At 40.6% G+C, this 19,829-nt stretch carries 19 protein-coding genes and 2 tRNA genes; all 21 read left to right on the forward strand.

Features of this window, described 5'->3' with window-relative positions; all coding sequences use genetic code 11:
• The first annotated feature begins 113 nt into the window (after positions 1-113).
• The 21 genes from TY03_RS09510 (at position 114) to TY03_RS09605 (ending at position 19,811) form a co-directional block, all read left to right on the forward strand.
• Positions 114-1,481 carry a sigma-54-dependent transcriptional regulator gene (locus TY03_RS09510; protein WP_042369561.1) on the forward strand — a complete coding sequence of 456 codons (1,368 nt, stop codon included), beginning with the start codon at positions 114-116 and terminating at the stop codon, positions 1,479-1,481.
• Entirely contained in the window at positions 1,478-2,758 is a 1,281-nt protein-coding gene (locus TY03_RS09515) for a sensor histidine kinase (protein WP_042369563.1), read from the forward strand. The genes TY03_RS09510 and TY03_RS09515 overlap by 4 nt, the downstream gene beginning before the upstream one ends.
• 155 nt (positions 2,759-2,913) lie before the next feature.
• Positions 2,914-2,988, forward strand: a tRNA-Pro gene (locus tag TY03_RS09520).
• 33 nt (positions 2,989-3,021) lie between these two features.
• Positions 3,022-3,096 (forward strand) — tRNA-Pro (locus TY03_RS09525).
• Positions 3,097-3,305: 209 nt separating this feature from the next.
• The gene (locus tag TY03_RS09530) at positions 3,306-4,589 is read left to right on the forward strand and encodes a tyrosine-type recombinase/integrase (RefSeq protein WP_042369565.1); all 1,284 of its coding nucleotides are present in this window, start codon (positions 3,306-3,308) and stop codon (positions 4,587-4,589) included.
• A gap of 166 nt (positions 4,590-4,755) precedes the next feature.
• Positions 4,756-5,892, forward strand: a complete 1,137-nt coding sequence (dnaN, locus tag TY03_RS09535) for a DNA polymerase III subunit beta (RefSeq protein WP_042369567.1) — start codon at positions 4,756-4,758, stop codon at positions 5,890-5,892.
• Positions 5,893-6,025: 133 nt separating this feature from the next.
• Positions 6,026-6,436, forward strand: coding sequence for a PcfK-like family protein (locus tag TY03_RS09540; protein WP_042369569.1), 411 nt, complete (start codon positions 6,026-6,028; stop codon positions 6,434-6,436).
• 2 nt (positions 6,437-6,438) lie between these two features.
• Positions 6,439-7,734 carry a PcfJ domain-containing protein gene (locus tag TY03_RS09545; RefSeq protein ID WP_042369571.1) on the forward strand — a complete coding sequence of 432 codons (1,296 nt, stop codon included), beginning with the start codon at positions 6,439-6,441 and terminating at the stop codon, positions 7,732-7,734.
• A 101-nt stretch (positions 7,735-7,835) separates the two neighbouring features.
• On the forward strand, positions 7,836-8,063 hold the full coding sequence (locus TY03_RS09550) for a hypothetical protein (RefSeq protein WP_042369574.1): 228 nt from the start codon (positions 7,836-7,838) through the stop codon (positions 8,061-8,063).
• A 19-nt stretch (positions 8,064-8,082) separates the two neighbouring features.
• Positions 8,083-8,313, forward strand: a complete 231-nt coding sequence (locus tag TY03_RS22365) for a hypothetical protein (RefSeq protein ID WP_148335631.1) — start codon at positions 8,083-8,085, stop codon at positions 8,311-8,313.
• Entirely contained in the window at positions 8,310-9,245 is a 936-nt protein-coding gene (locus tag TY03_RS21430; protein WP_052332451.1) for a DNA-methyltransferase, read from the forward strand. Before TY03_RS22365 ends, TY03_RS21430 begins: the two co-directional genes overlap by 4 nt.
• A gap of 76 nt (positions 9,246-9,321) precedes the next feature.
• The gene (locus TY03_RS09560) at positions 9,322-10,128 is read left to right on the forward strand and encodes a helix-turn-helix domain-containing protein (protein WP_230201958.1); all 807 of its coding nucleotides are present in this window, start codon (positions 9,322-9,324) and stop codon (positions 10,126-10,128) included.
• Positions 10,085-10,834, forward strand: a complete 750-nt coding sequence (locus TY03_RS09565; protein WP_230201959.1) for a hypothetical protein — start codon at positions 10,085-10,087, stop codon at positions 10,832-10,834. The genes TY03_RS09560 and TY03_RS09565 overlap by 44 nt, the downstream gene beginning before the upstream one ends.
• Complete coding sequence (locus TY03_RS09570) at positions 10,821-11,387, forward strand: hypothetical protein (protein WP_042369577.1); 567 nt, start codon at positions 10,821-10,823, stop codon at positions 11,385-11,387. Before TY03_RS09565 ends, TY03_RS09570 begins: the two co-directional genes overlap by 14 nt.
• A 14-nt stretch (positions 11,388-11,401) precedes the next feature.
• Positions 11,402-12,793, forward strand: a complete 1,392-nt coding sequence (locus TY03_RS09575; protein WP_042369579.1) for a ParB N-terminal domain-containing protein — start codon at positions 11,402-11,404, stop codon at positions 12,791-12,793.
• 72 nt (positions 12,794-12,865) lie between these two features.
• Positions 12,866-13,072 carry a hypothetical protein gene (locus tag TY03_RS09580; RefSeq protein WP_148335632.1) on the forward strand — a complete coding sequence of 69 codons (207 nt, stop codon included), beginning with the start codon at positions 12,866-12,868 and terminating at the stop codon, positions 13,070-13,072.
• 7 nt (positions 13,073-13,079) lie between these two features.
• Positions 13,080-13,592 carry a phBC6A51 family helix-turn-helix protein gene (locus TY03_RS09585; RefSeq protein ID WP_052332452.1) on the forward strand — a complete coding sequence of 171 codons (513 nt, stop codon included), beginning with the start codon at positions 13,080-13,082 and terminating at the stop codon, positions 13,590-13,592.
• Positions 13,579-15,498 carry a phage terminase large subunit gene (terL, locus tag TY03_RS09590; RefSeq protein WP_042369584.1) on the forward strand — a complete coding sequence of 640 codons (1,920 nt, stop codon included), beginning with the start codon at positions 13,579-13,581 and terminating at the stop codon, positions 15,496-15,498. Before TY03_RS09585 ends, terL begins: the two co-directional genes overlap by 14 nt.
• Before the next feature lie 175 nt (positions 15,499-15,673).
• On the forward strand, positions 15,674-17,095 hold the full coding sequence (locus tag TY03_RS09595; protein WP_052332453.1) for a phage portal protein: 1,422 nt from the start codon (positions 15,674-15,676) through the stop codon (positions 17,093-17,095).
• Positions 17,049-18,098 (forward strand): hypothetical protein, encoded by a 1,050-nt coding sequence (locus TY03_RS09600; protein WP_042369586.1) that lies wholly within the window; start codon positions 17,049-17,051, stop codon positions 18,096-18,098. The genes TY03_RS09595 and TY03_RS09600 overlap by 47 nt, the downstream gene beginning before the upstream one ends.
• A gap of 24 nt (positions 18,099-18,122) precedes the next feature.
• Positions 18,123-19,811 (forward strand): phage major capsid family protein, encoded by a 1,689-nt coding sequence (locus tag TY03_RS09605; protein ID WP_042369588.1) that lies wholly within the window; start codon positions 18,123-18,125, stop codon positions 19,809-19,811.
• Positions 19,812-19,829 lie beyond the last annotated feature (18 nt).

Consider the following 19,829-nt stretch of genomic DNA (forward strand, 5'->3'; position numbering starts at 1 on the left):
ATGGGGCGGATGGTCGGGACCTTTGCTCCTTATCGTCCGACCATCATAGGCAAATCATCCGACCCTTTGCCTGTATGATAGCTCGATTCTAATAAGAAAAACAGATAAAGAGAATGAAACAACTGGGAAAAATACTCATTGTAGATGATAACGAAGATGTGCTCTTCGCCCTTAACTTACTGCTCGAGCCATTGGCCGAGAAGATCAAAGTAAGCACTTCGCCCGACCGGGTAGAACACTTTATGACTACCTTCGAACCGGATATCGTGTTGCTCGATATGAATTTTAGTCGCGACGCCATCAGCGGACAAGAGGGCTTTGAAAGTTTAGAACAGATATTGAAAATAGACCCTCAAGCCATCGTTATTTTCATGACCGCTTATGCCGATACCGAAAAGGCTGTGCGCGCCATCAAAGCCGGAGCGATTGACTTTATCTCGAAGCCTTGGGAGAAAGAAAAGCTGCTGGCAACCCTTATCTCGGGCATGCGGCTGCGACAATCCAACCGCGAGGTCAATCTGCTCAAAGAACAAGTCGAGGCACTCAGCCTGCAAGGTATGGCCGATGATGAGATCATTGGAGAATCGCCTGCCATGAGAGAGGTCTTCGATACGGTTCGTAAACTGACTGAAACCGATGCCAACATCCTGATATTGGGCGAAAACGGAACCGGAAAGGATGTCATCGCTCGCCTGCTTTATCGTAACTCATCCCGGCACGGCCGGCCGTTTGTTACCATCGATCTGGGTAGCATCCCCGAACAACTTTTTGAAAGTGAGCTTTTTGGTTATGAGAAAGGAGCCTTCACCGATGCCCGCAAAGCAAAGGCGGGACGTATGGAGGTGGCCACAGGAGGCACCTTGTTTCTGGATGAGATAGGTAACCTGTCGCTTCCGATGCAAGCCAAACTGCTGACCGCTATTGAAAAACAACAGATCAACCGGCTGGGTGCTACACAATCCGTACCGATTGATGTGCGGCTTATTTGTGCCACCAATGCCGATATACGCCAAATGGTGAGCGACGGCAGTTTCCGGCAAGACCTGCTGTACCGCGTCAATACCATCGAAATACATATTCCCGCCTTGCGCGAAAGAGGAAACGATATTCTACTATTGGCCGACTTCTTCCTAAAACGTTATGCACGTAAATATAAGAAGGAGATGAGCGGTCTGACACGCGAAGCGAAAAGTAAATTACTAAAATATGCCTGGCCGGGCAATGTACGGGAACTACAACACGCCATGGAAAGAGCGGTTATTCTGGGAGATGGATCGCTACTGAAACCAGAGAACTTTCAGTTTCATGCTGCTCAGCGTATGCGGAAAGACGACGACGAGCCCTTAAACCTTGAACAACTGGAGCGTAAAGCGATCGAAAAAGCGTTGCGATTGAGTCGTGGAAACATGACACAGGCTGCCGAATTCTTAGGGATTACCCGCTTTGCCCTGTATCGTAAACTCGAAAAATTAGGCTTATGAAACGATATGCAGTACTGGTAACGATTCATATTATACTGATAACCACCTTTTCCATCACAGCCTATGTTTTGTGTGAAAAGCAATTGTGGTTTAGCTCTCTACTCGCCATCGTCTTGTTGATTGCTACCGGCATAGATTTATACCTGATGCAAATGAAGCAGACGGCGATGATGCATCGTTTGGTAGATAGTATTCGCTTCAATGACCTGACCCAGACCTTTCAGCCTCCGTTTAGGGATCGCTCGATGCGGGAGCTTGCCGAAGAACTGTCGCAAGTCATAAAGAGCTTTCGCAGCCAATTGCTCGACGAGGAGGTGAAGCATCAATTCTACGAGAATCTGCTTAATAAGGTTGACACCGCGGTGCTGGTAGCAGATAGAAATGGCTGTGTGTTATGGATGAATCAGGCTGCAACGACGCAATTGGGGCAGGAACCACAGCTTCCGGCAGAGCTATTGAAAGTTCCCATCCGCGAGGCACAAGTGATCGGTATTCACCGAAATGGAGTATTGCAGGAGATGGCTATTTCTTCTACTCTTTTCGTAGCACAAGGCAAAGAGCAATTGCTAATCAACCTAAAAAACATTCACTCGGTACTCGAACGCAATGAAATGGAGGCTTGGCAGAAGTTGATACGCGTGCTGACCCATGAGATCATGAACTCCATCACCCCTATCATCTCTTTATCGGATACGCTTACCGAGCGATCTGCTTCTCAATCCATGAATGAGAATGAATATCGGATCATGTTGCAGGCCATGCAAACCATCCACCGGAGAAGCAAAGGGCTATTGGATTTTGTCGAGAACTACCGCAGGCTAACGCGTATTCCCCGACCGGTATGCACGTATGTGAATGGAAATGAGCTCTTATCCGATTTACAGAAGCTTTTTATGGAGGCCGATATTCGCTTTCAACTACCGGAAGAAGAACTTACCTTGTATATTGATCGCGCGCAAATAGAACAAATCGTCATCAACCTAATAAAGAATGCACGAGAAGCATGTATACGCATCTCTCATCCCGAAATAACGGTGAACCTTGCTAAAGATGCATTTGGAAGTATTGTATTAACGGTTCGAGACAATGGAGAAGGCATACTGCCCGAGGTTATGGATAAAATCTTTGTTCCGTTCTTTACCACCAAGACTACCGGATCGGGAATTGGCCTTAGCCTATGCAAACAACTCATGAATCTACATGGTGGCACCATAACGGCTTGCTCGGAAAAAGGAAAAGGAAGCTGCTTTACGCTGACTTTTCCGCATCATGCATAGAAATGCAGCATTATACCTAAAAAAAATGCCTGCTGCAAATGTGTGACGATCAGTGTATTGAAAATTAAATAGAAAAAAAGTTCTGTCAGGGTATTGTTAATTAAAAAATACTCTCTATCTTTGCATCGCTTTAAAGGAAAAAGCCCCCACACATTCGGGGTGTAGCGCAGTCCGGTTAGCGCACCTGCTTTGGGAGCAGGGGGTCGTGGGTTCGAATCCCGCTACCCCGACGATCAGCAGAGAGGGCATTTCTTTAAAGTTTTCGGGGTGTAGCGCAGTCCGGTTAGCGCACCTGCTTTGGGAGCAGGGGGTCGTGGGTTCGAATCCCGCTACCCCGACAAAAGTCAAGTGATTGACAAGCAGTTATTTATAATGGTGTTGAGCTGATACAATTTGTGTCGGCTTTTCGCTTTTTCGCATATATCATGTTATATAACACTGTTTAAATGCAAATTAAGAAAGGATTTTCTTTGAACTATCTTTTAACTTTTCGATTATAGCCGCATAAATTATATCAAATTGTATTATTAACAATAAGAATATAATTATGGCAACATTTAAAGCAATTGTTTTTACCGGCGGAAAGCATATTAAGCAGGACGGTACTGCTAACATAAAAATTCGTATTTACCACAATAGTAGCTCTATATATATAGCTACCGAATACTTCATAAAGCCCGATTTAATGGGCGATGACGGCACTATTGCCTCGGTATCCGACCAAGCCGAAATACTAAATTACGAGCTTACAAAGAATATTCAGTCCTATAGAGAGGTTTGTATTAAGCTAGGTAGTGAAAGAACCAAGCGAATGACCTGTTCGGAGTTAAAAGAGGAGATACTTTTAAGTGTAAATTGTGATTCTCAATCAATTGATTTCGTGAAGTTTGCAAAAGAATTAATCTCAAAAACGGTTAAAGTAAAGACTGCCGAATGGTATGATAATTCTCTCAATTCATTTATGAATTTCTTTAAAAAACAGCGAATTGACACAAAAGATATCACTGTCAAGAATCTAGAACTATACATTGAGCATCTTATGAACACAAAAATCGTCGTAAGGAAGAAAAACATGACTATGATCGAGCGAAATATGGAACCTGGCACAATTAACAACTACATTCGAGGATTGCGCGCGATTTACAACAAGGCTAAGAAGCAGTATAATAACGAAGAACTAGATATAATAAGAATACCATCTAATCCTTTTGTAAAGATTTCAATACCACAGTATCGTAGAAAAAGAAAAAACCTTTCCATAGAAGACATCATCCGTATTCGTGATGGAAATTTTACGACCAGCCGGTCTAATATGGCAAGGGATGTGTTTATGATGATGTTTTATCTAATGGGAATAAACATAAATGACTTATATCTATTAAACAGTGAAAGGGCGGGTCGTGTCGAATATGAACGTTCTAAAACGAATACCCCTGACAATATCGGTCGGTTTACCTTATCGATCAAAGTAGAGCCTGAGTTGAGGCTGTTATTAGATAAATACAGCAATGGAGTATTATTATCTGCGTTTAAGAACAAGTATTGCTGCCTTAACAACTTCCTGAGAGCTGTCAATATAGGGCTTAAGACTATATCAGAAGAATTAAATCTGGGTGTTCCACTATCCACGAACTGGGCTCGCCACTCATGGGCCAGCATAGCGAGGAATAAGGCAGGAATTAATAAGGCTGATATTGACTTTTGCCTAGGACATGTAAATCATGAATATAAAATGGCTGATATCTATATTGATATAGACTATTCAATTTACGACAAGGCTAATCGTAGTGTTTTAGATTTACTTCAAAAAAATCAAGAAAAAAACAGCTGAAAAGTTTGTAGATATAAAAAGACTCCCTATATTTGCCACATAAATGGTGCTGAGCTGGATAAAACTAGGTTTTATCTGGCTTTTGCTGTTTATATACTATTCATATTATATCCTCTACTGAAACACCTCTCCCCTCTTTATTGTGCGCCACATAATTCAGTGACGTATGAAAATAACATTCTTAAAAAGCGAGCTATATAGTAAGCTAAAATCAATTATCAGGGTTATTCAACCTAAAAATTCATTGCCAGCGTATGATAATTTTCTGTTCGAACCACAGGAAGGAGGAGGCGTATTAATTACCGCAGGAGAAGAAGGTGGTAGAATTACCACTATTGTAAAATGCAGCATTACTCTTGGAGAGGTTGTTCCATCTTTTTTTATCAATGCAAAAACTCTTCTAGAAGGTTTGAAGGAAATCCCGGAGCAACCACTCGTGTTTGATGTGATACCGTCTGAAAAATATGTTGAAGTCTGCGTTAGATACTCAAACGGTAAGTTTAACCTGGTTGGAGATCATGGTAATGGATATCCTCAGATAAGCAAAGAGAGTTCTGACGAACCATTTACCCTAAAGGTTGATGATTTTATTTATTGCATGAGACAAGTTCAAATATGTTGTGCTAATGATGAACTACGCCCTGTCATGAATGGTGTTTATGTTGAGAAAGACAGCAACACTGTTACTTATGTGGCAAGTGATGGAGTTATGCTAGGGATGGCTGTTTCAAAAATAGAGAATGAAAAAGGTAGATCATCGTTTATACTTCCTTCAAAATTTGCAAAGATATTATCAGCTATTATACCACCTGCATGTGAAGAGGTGAAAGTCACTGTTGGAGTATCTACCATAGATTTTGAATTTGATTGCTACATAATAACTTGTAGAATAATTGAGGGAAGATATCCCAATTATCGGGCTGTGATACCTTCGAACAATAATAAGACAGCAATAATCAATAAAGTAGAATTGGTGTCTGCTCTGAAAAGAGTATCTGTGTTCTGTGCTGCGAGTACATCATTGGTTGTGATGGAATACAAAAGAGGAACACTAACTCTGACTGGCAAGAACACGGATTTGTCGACTTCTGCTGAAGAACTTGTGTCGGTAAGTTCATATCTAGGTGCTGACATTAAAATCGGATTTAAGTATACTGCTTTGATTGAGATTTTGGAGAGCATTCCATCGAATGAAGTGTCAATCTCAATGTTGGAGCACAGTAAGGCTTCTTTAATTAGACCGGCAGAAGGAGGTGAATGTGAACTTACTTACTTAATTATGCCATTGGTTATCAATTGTTGATTAAGGAATTATGAAGCAGGCCCTCACTCTACTGTCTATGATTGCCATAATTACAATGTTTTGGTACATTGTCTATGTGGTCGCTAATCATTTTTTGTACTGCAAGTAATTAATCAAAGAAAATCACACTATTATGGAATTTGAAAAAACAATCCAAGCCTACCTTGAGCAGCGTGCTAAAGAAGATAGCTTATTCGCTGTATCATTTGCCAAACCAGGCAAGAGTATTAAAGAGTGCTGTACCTATATTTTAGGCGAAGCTCGTAAACGTGGTAATGCGGTTGCTATATCCGATGAAGAAGTCTACGGGATGGCGGTTCATTACTACGACGAGGATAACATCAAAGTGGCTAAAATGCCAGCCAACGTTAAGGTATCTTCTTCTGCTGCTAACAAGCCTGTGACGCTTACCGAAGAGGATAAAGAGAAAGCCCGTGAAGCAGCTATTCAACGGTTAGCCGAGGAACAACACGCTTTGCTGAAGAAGAAGCCTACAAAGGCAAAAAAAGTGGATTCAGAAGTTCAACAAATGTCATTGTTTTAGCTATGAAACCAAAAACAAATCTACAATGGGAGGTTTATAATCTACATAGTGAACTTCCTCCGATAACTGTAAATCAAGTTGATTATGGCAAGAACAAATGCTTCAAGCCAAAAGGGTTTGCAACCAGTAAAAAGATATGGTGTGCAGAGTGTGGCTGTGAGTTTAAAAGAGACGATTCGCAGTTATCAGTATCTCTTTTTGGAGTAGATTGTCCAAATTGTGGTAAACATCTTGAAGTAAATTCAAGTAATTGCAGGACATACAGTCCCCGAAATGAGTACTACACTGTAATAACTACTTTCAAAGGATATCAGCTATTGCGTCACTTTATCTTAATGAAAAAATGCCGTAAGGGTGAAGCTGCAACAATAGATTGCATAGAGGTTGTACAGTTATGGATAAACGTAAAGGGTACTACAACAATCATGGCCAAACCAACTAATACATTTGGTATGTGCGGAGTTTATGACGCTTGGTGCTTAGGCTCTATGATGGAGATAAGAAATGATGCTTACATAACTGAAAAGTATCATATATTCTCTAATGTGATCAAAAGGGAGAAGCTATTACCACAGTTGAAGTATGCGAAGATTGATAGCAATTACTTCGGTATTACTCCTGATTTGCTTTTTAAAATGATACTTAAATATCCTTTCGTTGAAACTCTTATTAAGCAGAAGCAAATGGAGCTATTGCGATACATGAAAGACAATATCGATAAGGTTGGTAAGTTATGGCCATCAATACGTATAGCTTTAAAACATGGGTATAAGTTTACTAAAGGACACGTGGGCACATATATAGATTATTTGGATATGTCGAGAGCGATTGGACGTGATATGCGCTCACCGAAATATCTTGTTCCGGATGATCTGCATAAAGCACACCTAGAGGTAGTAAAACTCAAAACAAAACAGGATGAGAAATTGCGTCTTGAAAAAAATATCAAAGAAGCCATGAAGTATGAAGAGCAGTATCTTAAAGATAAAGCAAAGTACTTAGGAATAATAATACAAGAGGGAAATATTGTGATACATGTACTTCAGAGTGTACAGGAGTTTGCCGAAGAAGGGGCAACAATGCATCATTGCGTGTATGCGTGCAACTATTTCAAGAAAAAAGATTCTCTTATCTTGTCTGCTTCGGTCGATGGAAAACGAACTGAAACAATCGAGCTAAACTTAAGAACATTCGAGATAGTACAGTCAAGATCAATTTGTAACAAAAACAGTGAGTATCATGATAAGATACTCAAGGTAGTAAAAGGAAATATTAATCTTATAAAGCAAGTTGCATGAAAAAAAATACAGAATTCCATGACTGTATTATCAGCCTTGTAAACAAGAATATTAACCTTATTCGTCGTAAGTTGACGGCATAAATAGTAGAAAGAAACATTATGGCAATATTTGAAGAAAAAGCATACGGAGTTCAGTGCGATGTATGCGGCAAGGTGTATATGAACGAATATTCTGGCTTCACACTTTGGACTGATGAAAACTCACCAAAGGAAGAAGCGCAGGACGACCATTGGTTGATCGAAGACGGGAAATGCTATTGTCCGGATTGCTTCGAGATTGATGAAGATGATAATGTGACTATAAAAGAGAAGAAAGAACAATCCTAACAATAAAGAAAGAATTATTATGGACTGGACATTGGAATCTGGAATTATTGGCGGCTGCCACTGCCGGGACTGTGTGTATTGGACCGGATATCGTTTTATTAACAATAAGCAGGTATTTGCAGGCAACGGAAAAAGATTGCCTAACGGATATTGGCGAAAAAGATGTGAGCTTAGGGATGCATTGGTGGTTGAAGTGAATTGCTGCGAAAAATTTGAAGATAAGAATAATGTAAAACACAAGAAGAAATGAATATAAATCACATCCATAATTCAGAATGCTCATCTGGACTAAAAGAATTACCAGGTAATAGCATTCATTGCTGTGTAACATCCCCTCCCTATTATGGGTTGCGAGATTATGGCACTGATGCACAAATCGGCTTGGAGTCTACTCCGGAAGAATATATTCAGAAGTTGGTTCGAGTATTCCGTGAAGTCTTTCGGGTATTGACTGAAGATGGCACTTTGTGGGTAAATATCAGCGATTCTTATGCCGGGTCAATGAAAGGAGCTGCGGGATACCCGAACAATGCTATGAATTATAAGCAGGGAACAAACCGAGGTACGCTTGGAAAAGCTACATTAGTCAGGCAATGTACTGGTTGTAAGCCTAAAGATATGATAGGCATCCCTTGGATGTTTGCCTTTGCCCTACGTGCAGACGGCTGGTATTGGCGAGATACCATTATTTGGAGCAAGCCATCCTGTATGCCCGAAAGCGTTAGGGACCGCACTACAAAATCGCATGAATATATCCTTTTATTTAGCAAAAGCAAAAAGTATTACTTCGATTGTGATGCCATAGCGGAGGAAGCAGTGTCTTACGATACTATAATCAGAGAAAGGAATACCACTAAAATGAATAACACTCCTGGAAGAACAAAGATGAAAGGATTAATCCGTAATGATTATAAAACAAGGAATAAACGTTCCGTATGGTCGGTTCCTACCCAGCCTTTAAGAGAAGCTCACTTTGCTACCTTTCCCGAGAAGCTGATCGTAGACTGTATCAAAGCGGGATGCCCCGAAGACGGAATTGTTCTCGATCCATTTATGGGCTCTGGAACAACTGCCATTGTCGCAAGGAAGCTAAATCGTAATTATGTCGGCTATGAGTTAAATCCTAGTTATATCAGTATCGCAAAGAAGAGAATAGAAAAAGAGTTGGGGATATTCAAATGAAGATTTCCTATAGCAATTATTTCGATAAAAGTGAGGGGTAGTTTACCCCTACCCTAATAAAACCAATTATAAAAGAATGACTTATATAGATTATATGAACCAATTTTGGCAGATGAATCGAAGTGTAGAATTCAGCTCGAACGAAGTTTTTTTGTACTTCTACTTATTGAATGAGTGCAATATTCGGGGTTGGCAGAATCCGTTTGAACATCCCAACAAGATAATCGTCCTCGCAACCGGTATATCAGAAAAGACCGTGATTGAAGTTAGGAATAGATTACAGCAAAAAGGTTTGATTAATTTCGAGGCAGGAAAACGTAATGCAAAATCCCCTATTTATTACTTACTTGACGTAAGTAAAACGGGAAGTAAAAAGGTAAGCAAAACGGTAAGTAAAAAGGTAAGTAAAACGGGTAACCTAAATATAAAGACTAAAGAGAATAAGACTATAAATTCTTTACGCGTATGCGTAGGAGATTTATTTTCAGAGAATAGTTTCTTTGATAAAAGTCTTGATGATTGCTACATGGAACTTAAGAAGAATCAGCATTGGGCAGAAACTCTAACGATGAATACTCGCTCTGCGGGATATCATGAATTTACCCTAGAAAGCTTTTATGAGTATTTGGAGCGTTTCTTTATGAAATTGCAAAATGAGGGGGAAACGGCTAAGGCACCCAAGGATGCTATGTCTTATTTTTCTAGATGGTTAGAACTTAAACTAAAAAACGAAAAGGATGAAAGGAGAACTAATAAAAGCGGAGCTAGAGGTAATTCTATCCCCGGTGCAGTTAACCAAGGTAGCAACGCATCAGGAAGTGCCTCTGACAGCCAAGCAGATGGCCTTAAGGAATGGATCAACGGCCTCCCAATTGGTCAATGACTGGTCGGGTACGATTGCTCAGTTGAATTGCAACGTTACGCTATCTGAGGTTGTAGCCGCCGATAACATACCGACTTTGGCCGATATCGGAAGAAGTTTCAGTAATGCTACCAGCGTTGAAATTATAACGAAACACCTACAGTCGGTTCTTAGATACTCCGGGGTTGAATTAACGGATACACAATTGGCGGAAACCGCTCTTTCCGTTCTATCTAGTTATTGGTATTTAAATCTGGCCGAACTATGTATTTTCTTCTGCCAACTGAAAAACGGCAGTCGAGGGCAATTCGTCTGGGGATCGAAGATAAACAATCAGGCCATTATGGTAGCGCTTTCTGACTTTTGCAAGGATAGGCGGTCAGAAATTGTGAGAAAAGAGACAGCAAAGCGGAATGAGATGATAAATAGTGGATTTACGAAGATTGAAACTTATGGAGCATCTGTTTCTGTAGGAATTGATAACATTCGCCATTTGGCTAGTGACGCAAAAGGAAGCTTAGAGTCATTTTGCAAACTCTATCCGGAGCTACCTGTAAGGCATGATGCAAAGACATGGTGGATGGCATGGAAAGGGGAATTTGAGAGTCTATGCAAGGTGTTCAACTGTAAGTCTATCGATGATGTCTGGGACGCATCTACTCAGGTGGGAATGTACCTCTGCGAGTATAACATTTATTGTAAAAAGAGAACGTATGCTGAGAGGTAGACTTGAAATTGCAAGATTTATTGAGAGGCGTTACAGTAAGTGGCTTGATTATTCTCGGTATCACTGTGAGCTATCCGGAATGCGTGGTGAAGCAACAGACGTACTGAATGAGGTAATGTGTTCGTTGTGGCAGAAAGAGTTATGGAGATTAGAGCGATTGGTAAACACGAAAAGGAATGGATACTCGGAACTTGATTTCTTTGTTCTTAGAATGATTAAGTTGAACATATACTCTCCTACCTCACCCTACCAGAATAAGTACAAGTCTGCTTTAGTCGATGAAAATGTTGATTGTTCTATCCTCGATACATTGCCCGATGAAGATGAAGACTCGGACGATGGCTACTTAATTGACAAATTCAGACTTATCAGGGATGCAGTAGAAGATCTGGAGCTATCTCCAATGGCCAGGAAGGTTTTTGATTTTCGTTTTTTTCAAGACCAAAATTTCTCCGATTGGCCCGGTCCGGAGACATTAAAGCAGTTGTATGAGATTTATAATGCCGTATTGGATATGATTAAAAGGAAAATATCGGGAGAGTATATATTTTAAGATAAAAAAGGTATATGAATGCTGAAGATATAAAGTTTGACCCACGTAATTACAGGCTACACGATGATGCTAACAAGAGGCTGATCAATAAGAGCCTTGATGAATGTGGTGCCGGTCGCTCTATACTCGTCGACCGGGATAATGTCATTATTGCCGGCAACGGTGTGTTCGAGCAGGCTAAGCAGTTAGGGCTAAATGTGCGTATTGTCGAATCCGATGGTCAGGAATTAGTTGTAGTAAAGCGAACGGATATTGCTTCGACCGACGAGAAGCGAAAGCTGCTAGCATTTGCGGATAATCAAACAAGTGATAAGTCTGAATTTGATTTAGCTTTAATTGAAGAGGATTTTGAGAGGGATATTTTGGACGATTGGGAACTAGAGATAGGCGATATCGAGCTTGATGAGGTAGATTCTGTGAAAGGGCGAACTGGTGTGTTGAAAGAACGTTTCATAATACCTCCGTTTTCGGTACTGGATGCGAAGTCAGGTAATTGGCAAGAGAGAAAGCGTGCTTGGCTAGATTTAGGCATCAAGAGTGACGATGGACGTGATGGTAATATCACCTTCAATAGATCTGCTCAACCTCCTAGAGTATATGAAGCTAAGAATATGCTCCGTGCGAAGACGGGTATAGAACCATCATGGGATGAGGTTATGGATTATTGTCAGAAAAATAATATCCCTGTTATGAGTGGAACTTCAATCTTTGATCCAGTACTTTGTGAATTGTCATACAGATGGTTTAATCTCAATGGAGGAAGTGTTCTTGATCCATTTGCCGGAGGTTCTGTTAGAGGAATTGTAGCGAGTAAATTGGGAATGCCTTATTTTGGAGTGGATTTGCGAAATGAACAGATCGAATCCAATTACAAGAATGCGTTAGAAGTCATTGGAGAAAACACAATGCCTAGTTATCCGACATGGGTATGCGGTGATAGCTGCCACATAGATACGCTTTATTCGGGCATGCAGGTAGACTTTATCTTTAGTTGTCCTCCATATGCAGACCTTGAGGTGTATTCAGATGATCCGAAAGATTTATCGACAATGAAATATGATGATTTCAAACAGGCTTATTTCGAAATCATAAAAAAGAGTTGCTCCATGCTTAAGGATGATCGATTTGCAGTCTTTGTAGTCGGTGAAGTAAGAAGCAAACAAGGCGTTTACCGTAATTTCGTTTCTGATACGATCAGCGCCTTTATTGAAGCCGGGATGGTTTACTATAACGAAATGATTCTTGTCAATCAGATAGGAAGCCTTGCCATGCGTGCGAGTAACCAGTTTAATCATAGCCGGAAAATAGGTAAGCACCATCAAAACGTATTGGTATTCTATAAGGGAGATACGAATGCTATTGGTTCGAATTATCCTAAACTGGATTTATCTGATTGTGAGATTTAAGCCCACTTTAAAATAAAATATTAACTTTGGCAGCAAACTTAAATTATTGGTGCCATGCAAACAAAATTGTGTATGATTTACAAGAATGTGCTTATAAAGAGATTGGATAGAAAGCGTCAGCAGCTTGTAGAAATCGAAAGAGTTATTAATAGTGAAGGCGTTGCATCTTCAGTTGACAAGCGCAAGTATATAGAGCTGAAAGCTGTGGTTTTAGAGCTCGAAAATTGCATTGATATTGCAGATTCGATGTTTAAATTTGATAAAGAAGAAGATAAATAGTAGAAAAATGGCAAAGTATAGCAAAATCTTAGTCGATAAAATATGTTCCCTCATTAGAGGGGATAGCTATACTATTGCTGAAATCTGCGCTCAGGTGGGTATCTCAGAGGCTATTTACTTCAAATGGAAAAAAGAAAAAGTAGAGTTTTTTGAGTCTATAAAAAAGGCCGAAGAAGCCCGATTGCACTTCATGGTAACTGAAGCTAAGAAGTCCTTATTGAGAAAAATACAGGGTTATGAGATAGAAGAAACCAAGACTGTGTATTTGAAGCCCGGTAAGGATGATGCAGTGGATGATAGTGGAAAAAAGAAGTTGAAAGTAAAGGAGCAGACGGTCATTAAGAAGCACGTCCAACCCGATACGGCTGCAATCATCTTTACACTAACCAATGGTGACCCTGATAATTGGAAGAACAGGCAAAATAGCGACGTTAATGCAAAGGTTGAAGCGAGCGTCGATATTAAACCCATGACGCGGAAAGAGGCACTAAAAATAATGAAAGAAAATGGCATCGGATAATGGATTGGATCTGTTACGCGCGGCTTTACTGTCAAAGAGTATAAACTTTACGAAGTATTTCTTCCGACAAAGGAATAAGCGCAAGTTTGTTGTCAACCAGCATCATGAGATTATTAGTGATGCCTTAGACTTAGTGCTTGAGGGAAAGATAACGCGCCTTATCATTAACATAGCGCCGCGATACTCGAAGACGGAGCTAGCGATTAAGAATTTTATGGCCGAGGGATTTGCTCTGAATCCTTCGGCTAAATTTATACACCTCTCCTATTCCGATGATTTAGCTAAGGACAATTCAAACGAAGTCCGGGAGTTAGTGAAGAGTGCGGAGTATCAGCAGATGTTCCCATGGGTTCGGGTGAGCAATACGACGGACTCAAAGAAAAAGTGGAATACAACAGAGGGCGGCGGTGTTTATGCCGTTGCATCGGGTGGTCAGGTGACCGGATTTGGTGCCGGTTCTGTTGATGAGGAAGAAAATGATTTGAGAGAGCAGGTAGATGCGCTCGACTCAATGTGCGATGAAGTTAAATTCGGAGGGGCAATATTAATAGATGACCCGATAAAGCCGGATGATGCTCAGTCTGAAACCAAAAGAGAATTTGTAAATAACCGATTCGAGAGCACAATACGAAATCGCGTGAATTCTCGTAGAACTCCTATAGTGGTGATTATGCAGCGTCTCCATGAGCGTGATCTTTGTGGTCACTTGATGGAGATAGAGCCCGGAGAATGGACTGTTATCTCCCTACCGGTATTGTATTATGATGAAGATGGTAAAGAGTGTGCTCTATGGCCATTTAAACATACGGTAGAGGAGCTACATAAATTGGAGCGAATAGATCCGTATATCTTTCAAACGCAGTATTTGCAAAATCCTCAACCGAAAGAAGGATTAATGTACGGGAAGTTTAAGACCTATGGTATAATTCCTGCGACTAAGCGTGCGATCAAGAAGAATTATACCGATACCGCTGACACCGGAAAAGATTACCTGTGTTCTATAGACTATGTAGAAACAGAAATCGGTAATTTCTTTCTTGATGTTTTATATACTCCTAAGGCGATGGAATACACGGAGCCGGCAACTGCTCAAATGATGTCGAAGAATGGTGTAGCCATCAGCAACATCGAGAGCAACAATGGTGGCCGAGGGTTTGCTAGAAATGTAGAATCTCAGCTTCGCTTGATGGGTAATAACTCCATCAAGGTGAATACTTTCCATCAATCGGATAATAAAAAGGTGCGAATATTTACTCGGTCGGCCGAAGTCATGAACTTGACTTATCTACCGGAGGATTGGGAGGCTCGTTGGCCGGAATGGGCGAAACACATAAAATCATACCGGAAAGATGGCGTAAGCGAGCATGACGATGCCGAGGATGCGTTAACCGGGACTGTTGAAATGCGAGGAAAGAATCTCAAGGACTTCAAGCTATACGAAGAGATCGAACCGAATAGTAAAACAGTCGTATTTATTGTACCAGACTGTGACGGAATGTTTGTCATCTGCAAGGTTGCTATAGGTAATCTGGTATATGTAACTGATGTTGTGTTCTCTAGTGAGGTATTATTGAGCTCAGAAATATCATTAGTACTCAAGGAGTGGGATATAAAGCACTGCTATGTAGAGAGTGGAAAAGCCTTCTTCCCATTATTTCGTGAGGTTAGAGAGTCGTTGCCTGATCTTCGCTGTATGCTTGACAGTGGCAATAAAGAACAACGAATAACAGCCGAGTATGCCAATATAAAAAGATTGTTCCGATTTAGGACTGATTATGAACATAGCATAGATTATCGTAACTTCATGGAGAATTTGGCTGACTATGAAGCTAAATACAGCTATTCTGCCATAAATTTACTATCGTTTGCGTCTAGGTTGATTATACGAAATTTCTTAAAAAAGTAATCCGGATACATCACGCACCCGGATTACACCGTTAAAAACTAACACCCATTAACAACATTCAAAAAAACAGCTTTAGTTTATAAATTAATCTTCATGTTTAATATATAAGCACATTGATGTTTTTCTTAGAAAAATCTGATTAGAATTATATTTTAATAGAAAATATAGCAATCAGATGAATTTGATCGACAGATTATTTAAGAAAAAGAATACTGACATACCCGGTATCGTTGCCCATGAGGTTGGAAAGTTGTTTTCAACCCAAGGAGTGAGATACCGGGTCGCTGGTGATTATTTTAGTCCTTATGTTGCTGACGCTAACTGTCTGACCTTATTTGGTAGCGTTGGAGAGGTTTTTTTCCCGATTGATTACATTGCTAGTCGCATAGCAGGAGGCAAATTTATTCTCAAAAAATACGCAGACGATTCGGTCGTTTGGGATAATGCTTTATTTAATACCCTAATAAATCGTCCAAATTGCTTATACTCCTTTCAACGAATGGTATATATGCACTTTGTGTATAAGCTCGCAACCGGCAATAGTTATATAAAGTGCGTTGTCCCCGAAGCATTTATTGGAATTAAAACTCCCATCTACAAAAGATGCCGAAACTATTGGGTATTGCCACCTGATAATGTCAACATCATGCTGAAGAACTACATACCGTTATTTGGCAATGCCGAGAAGAGTGATATCATAGACTACTATTATCTTCAGTATGGGCTTAATACACAAGAGAAAATCTTACCAGATTTCATCTTTCACGATCAAGATGGTAACGCTGATTTCAAGAGCCATGACTTTCTTAAGAGTCAATCGGTGTTGTGTTCGGTGAAGATGGCGATAGACAATCTAATTCCAGTATATAAGGCTAGAAATGCGATTTTCGTAAAGCGAGGGGCTATCGGACTACTTGTTTCTGCGAAACGAGATGATGCTGGGCCAATAGCTATGACTCCGGAAGAAAAGACGGATCTTATTAAAGAGTATACCCATACATACGGTGTTGGTGATGACCAATTCCCTCTTTCTATCAGTCAGACTCCAGTTGATTTCATTAGAACATCAATGAGTATACAGGAGTTGCAGCCGTTTGAAGAAACGCTTAATGATGCAATTATGATTGCCAGCGCATTTGGTATTCCATCCGTATTGGTACCACGTAAAGATCAATCCACATTCAGCAATCAGAAGACGGCCGAAAAAACGGTATACACATCGAAAGTTATACCGGCAGCAAATAGATTTTGTGCGGAACTGACTAAGATGTTGGGGTTTGACAAAGATGGGTATTATATCGAAGCAGATTTCAGCCATGTTGACTGTCTGCAAGAGGGACAAAAAGAGAAAGAAGAAGTTAGTAAGATTGTATCTGAACGCGCTATGAGTGAGTTTATGAATGGCATTATAACGCTGAATGACTATAGGGCAAGAATAGGGGAAAGCAAGGTCGATATTCCACTGTTTGATAAAATTCTGTATGAAATGGTCCCGGAAGAAATAGAGTTAGTTAAAACGATTGTAGATATCAATAAAAAAGAGAGTAATAATGGAAAAGGAACTGAAAACGCTGCAGCTGAAGACAAAGGCAAATGATGTTGACGAAGCAAAGGGTATTGTTACGATTGCGGTAAACGGCATTGGTGTCAAGGACGACCAAGGAGAGACTTCCGCAAGTGGTTCGTTTGACAAGACCATCAATGAGTTCTTTTTGAAACGCGGAAAGCATCTTCTGGATCACGATAAAACGAAGTTGATCGGGTGTCCAACAGAAGCCAGAGAAGAGAACTCGAACTTAATCGTTGTCTCCAAGATAAATCTGAACAAACAGATTGGTAAAGAGACCTTTGAAGATTACAAATTGTATGCAGAGTGTGGAAAGACACTTGAACACTCAATCGGAGTAAAGGCGATCAGAAAGGATGCTAATACTCCCGGGCTGGTATTAGAGTGGTTTTTAGGTGAAGTGTCTACATTGCAGGCATGGGGGGCGAATCCGCAAACATTCCTTGTGGGTATAAAGAGTAGTGATAGCCTTAATACTCAAAGACAGAAGCTGAAAGAGTCGATTGGATTGATACAGAAAGCATTGAATATGAAGTACTCGAATGAAAGACTAAATGATTTAGATATGAAGTTGGATTTTATAACGAAAGCCTTAACGGGTGAATCTAGTATGGTAACTTGCCCAGGCTGTGGACATAGTTTCGATTATGATAAAGAAGCAGAGACGACATTTAGTAATCAGGTACTTGATCTTGCTGCTATGTATCAACGATGGATTATCGAAGGTGTTGTACGTGAGGAAATGGATAAGCTAAAGCCTGAAATACGTGAGCAGGTGCTTGCGGTTCTTGATTCACACAAGGGCATGGAGAGTGATTTACAGGTTAAGAGTATAGAGGACATTGTTAGCTACGTGCGCTGTCCTCATTGCTGGAGCCGCGTATATAGAACAATGATAGCTAAGGTTGCAGATACCAATTCGAATGAACCTGTTGCGCCGTCGAATGACACCCAACAGCAAAAAGGAGAAAAGGAAAAAGAGAAGCACGAAACGGATCTCTCGCTCGCTGCAAAGATAAGCTCAATATTATAATTATTAATTAAAAACGTTTTGAGAATGAAGAATTTGATTCAAAGTGTAGGGAAGTATAAATCCCTAGTGATGTTTGGTTTTATTGCGCTACTTTGTGCAGTGAGTTACTATTGTGGCGGTGATGCGGTACTCGGGCTTGCGATGGCAGCTCCTATTCCATTGATTGGGTTTGCTAAAGAAGAGAAGGACTTGACTGATGAAGAAAAGGCCTTGTTCGGTACGATTCAGAAGAAGTGCAAGGATGTTTGTGAAGAGTTTGCCAAAGGGTTGATGTCGAAGCATGACATTGAGCTAAAACTAAAGGATATTTCTGATAGTATTACAGAATCTCTGAAAGGATTATCGAACTTCGAAGAAATCAAGAAGTCCTACGAGGAGCAATCGGAGAAAGTTACTGCACTTGCTGAAGCATTCGATAGAATTAAGGAGAATGGCGGTGTTCTGACGTCTGTAAATGCGGTGGAGAAAGCGGTAAGTGATTTCCTTGATACGCCTGCATGCCAGGGATATTTCAGCAATAGAGAGAAATCATCCGGAACTCTTAGTTTAGACCTTAAGGGGCTGGTATCTATTACAGATAGTGTGGAAACACCAAGAGCAAACAACCGGTCGACTGGCCGTGTAGTGACGGCTGTCAATGAACAGCGATTGAATCTGCGTGACTTGATGATGGTTGAGCGCGGAGATCCTTCGGCATTGTCGATTTCTTACGAACAGGTTTATGATTTTGACCGAAACGTAACAGTTGTTTCTGAAAACGGAATGTTGGCTGAGTCTTCGTTGAAGTTCAAGGAAGAGTATACCAATGTGAAGCGTATCGGTACACACATGAATCTGTCAAAGCGCTTATTGAAAGCAAAGAGCTATGTTGTGTCTTTCATCCTGAACCGCTTGCCTTTGTGGGTAAAAACTGCCGAGAATTATCAGATTCTGTTTGGTGATGGCTCCGGTGATAACTTGAAGGGTATTACTACATACGAAGGCGTGGAGTGTGTATCTAAATTTATTTCGGGCACTTATCTGACGCTGACGGCAGGTGCTATTTCATCATTGGAGAAGACTGAAACCGGACAAACCATTGTCACTCTTGCTGCAGCTAATGATAAGATAGTCGATAAGATGAAAATTACTCTTGCCGGTGCAACCGTAGAGACAGGCCTCAATGCAACGTTTGATATCCACAAGATGAGTGATCGTTCCTTCGCCATTGATTTCGATTATAAAGGTACGGAAACGTCCATTAAAGCAATGACCGGAGCTATCAAGAGTGGTATGTTTGGTTCTGTGGAAGATCCGAACTACAAAGATGCCATCAACGCGATTTACGCGGTTCTCAACTTCGGCCAGTACTCTCCGAACTCGCTTACACTTCATCCTTCTACAGTGTTCACCATTTCGACTGCTAAAGATACAACAGGAAGAGATTTGAACCTTGTTACCGAGATGAATGGCCGAAAATACATTGGTAGTATTCCAGTGGTAGAATGTAATGCCATGGGCATCGGTAAGTACTTTGCCGGCGATATGATTAACGGGTGTTCTCTGATCGATTACACTACAGTTAACATCGAATTTGCCGATGATGTACAGACGAAGCTCAAGAATATGACAACAGTCATTATTCAAGAGGAAGTAATGATGCCGGTATATATGCCATGGGCATTTGCTTACGGTGATTTGGATGACGTTCTAAAGGCCATCAAAAAGGCATAGTATTTACTGAGTAGTGTG

Origin of the sequence: Bacteroides neonati (genome assembly GCF_000499785.1) — a bacterium.
GTDB lineage: Bacteria > Bacteroidota > Bacteroidia > Bacteroidales > Bacteroidaceae > Bacteroides > Bacteroides neonati.

Bases quoted from the DNA above. Each gene is read 5' to 3' on its own strand.
- TY03_RS09565 (WP_230201959.1), top strand. From the start codon at position 10,085: ATGGCCTTAAGGAATGGATCAACGGCCTCCCAATTGGTCAATGACTGG.
- dnaN (WP_042369567.1), top strand. From the start codon at position 4,756: ATGAAAATAACATTCTTAAAAAGCGAGCTATATAGTAAGCTAAAATCA.
- TY03_RS09600 (WP_042369586.1), top strand. From the start codon at position 17,049: ATGGAAAAGGAACTGAAAACGCTGCAGCTGAAGACAAAGGCAAATGAT.
- TY03_RS09545 (WP_042369571.1), top strand. From the start codon at position 6,439: ATGAAACCAAAAACAAATCTACAATGGGAGGTTTATAATCTACATAGT.
- TY03_RS09510 (WP_042369561.1), top strand. From the start codon at position 114: ATGAAACAACTGGGAAAAATACTCATTGTAGATGATAACGAAGATGTG.
- TY03_RS09575 (WP_042369579.1), top strand. From the start codon at position 11,402: ATGAATGCTGAAGATATAAAGTTTGACCCACGTAATTACAGGCTACAC.
- TY03_RS09595 (WP_052332453.1), top strand. From the start codon at position 15,674: ATGAATTTGATCGACAGATTATTTAAGAAAAAGAATACTGACATACCC.
- TY03_RS09570 (WP_042369577.1), top strand. From the start codon at position 10,821: ATGCTGAGAGGTAGACTTGAAATTGCAAGATTTATTGAGAGGCGTTAC.
- TY03_RS09530 (WP_042369565.1), top strand. From the start codon at position 3,306: ATGGCAACATTTAAAGCAATTGTTTTTACCGGCGGAAAGCATATTAAG.
- TY03_RS09585 (WP_052332452.1), top strand. From the start codon at position 13,080: ATGGCAAAGTATAGCAAAATCTTAGTCGATAAAATATGTTCCCTCATT.
- TY03_RS09515 (WP_042369563.1), top strand. From the start codon at position 1,478: ATGAAACGATATGCAGTACTGGTAACGATTCATATTATACTGATAACC.
- TY03_RS22365 (WP_148335631.1), top strand. From the start codon at position 8,083: ATGGACTGGACATTGGAATCTGGAATTATTGGCGGCTGCCACTGCCGG.
- TY03_RS09540 (WP_042369569.1), top strand. From the start codon at position 6,026: ATGGAATTTGAAAAAACAATCCAAGCCTACCTTGAGCAGCGTGCTAAA.
- TY03_RS09560 (WP_230201958.1), top strand. From the start codon at position 9,322: ATGACTTATATAGATTATATGAACCAATTTTGGCAGATGAATCGAAGT.
- TY03_RS09605 (WP_042369588.1), top strand. From the start codon at position 18,123: ATGAAGAATTTGATTCAAAGTGTAGGGAAGTATAAATCCCTAGTGATG.
- TY03_RS21430 (WP_052332451.1), top strand. From the start codon at position 8,310: ATGAATATAAATCACATCCATAATTCAGAATGCTCATCTGGACTAAAA.
- TY03_RS09580 (WP_148335632.1), top strand. From the start codon at position 12,866: ATGATTTACAAGAATGTGCTTATAAAGAGATTGGATAGAAAGCGTCAG.
- terL (WP_042369584.1), top strand. From the start codon at position 13,579: ATGGCATCGGATAATGGATTGGATCTGTTACGCGCGGCTTTACTGTCA.
- TY03_RS09550 (WP_042369574.1), top strand. From the start codon at position 7,836: ATGGCAATATTTGAAGAAAAAGCATACGGAGTTCAGTGCGATGTATGC.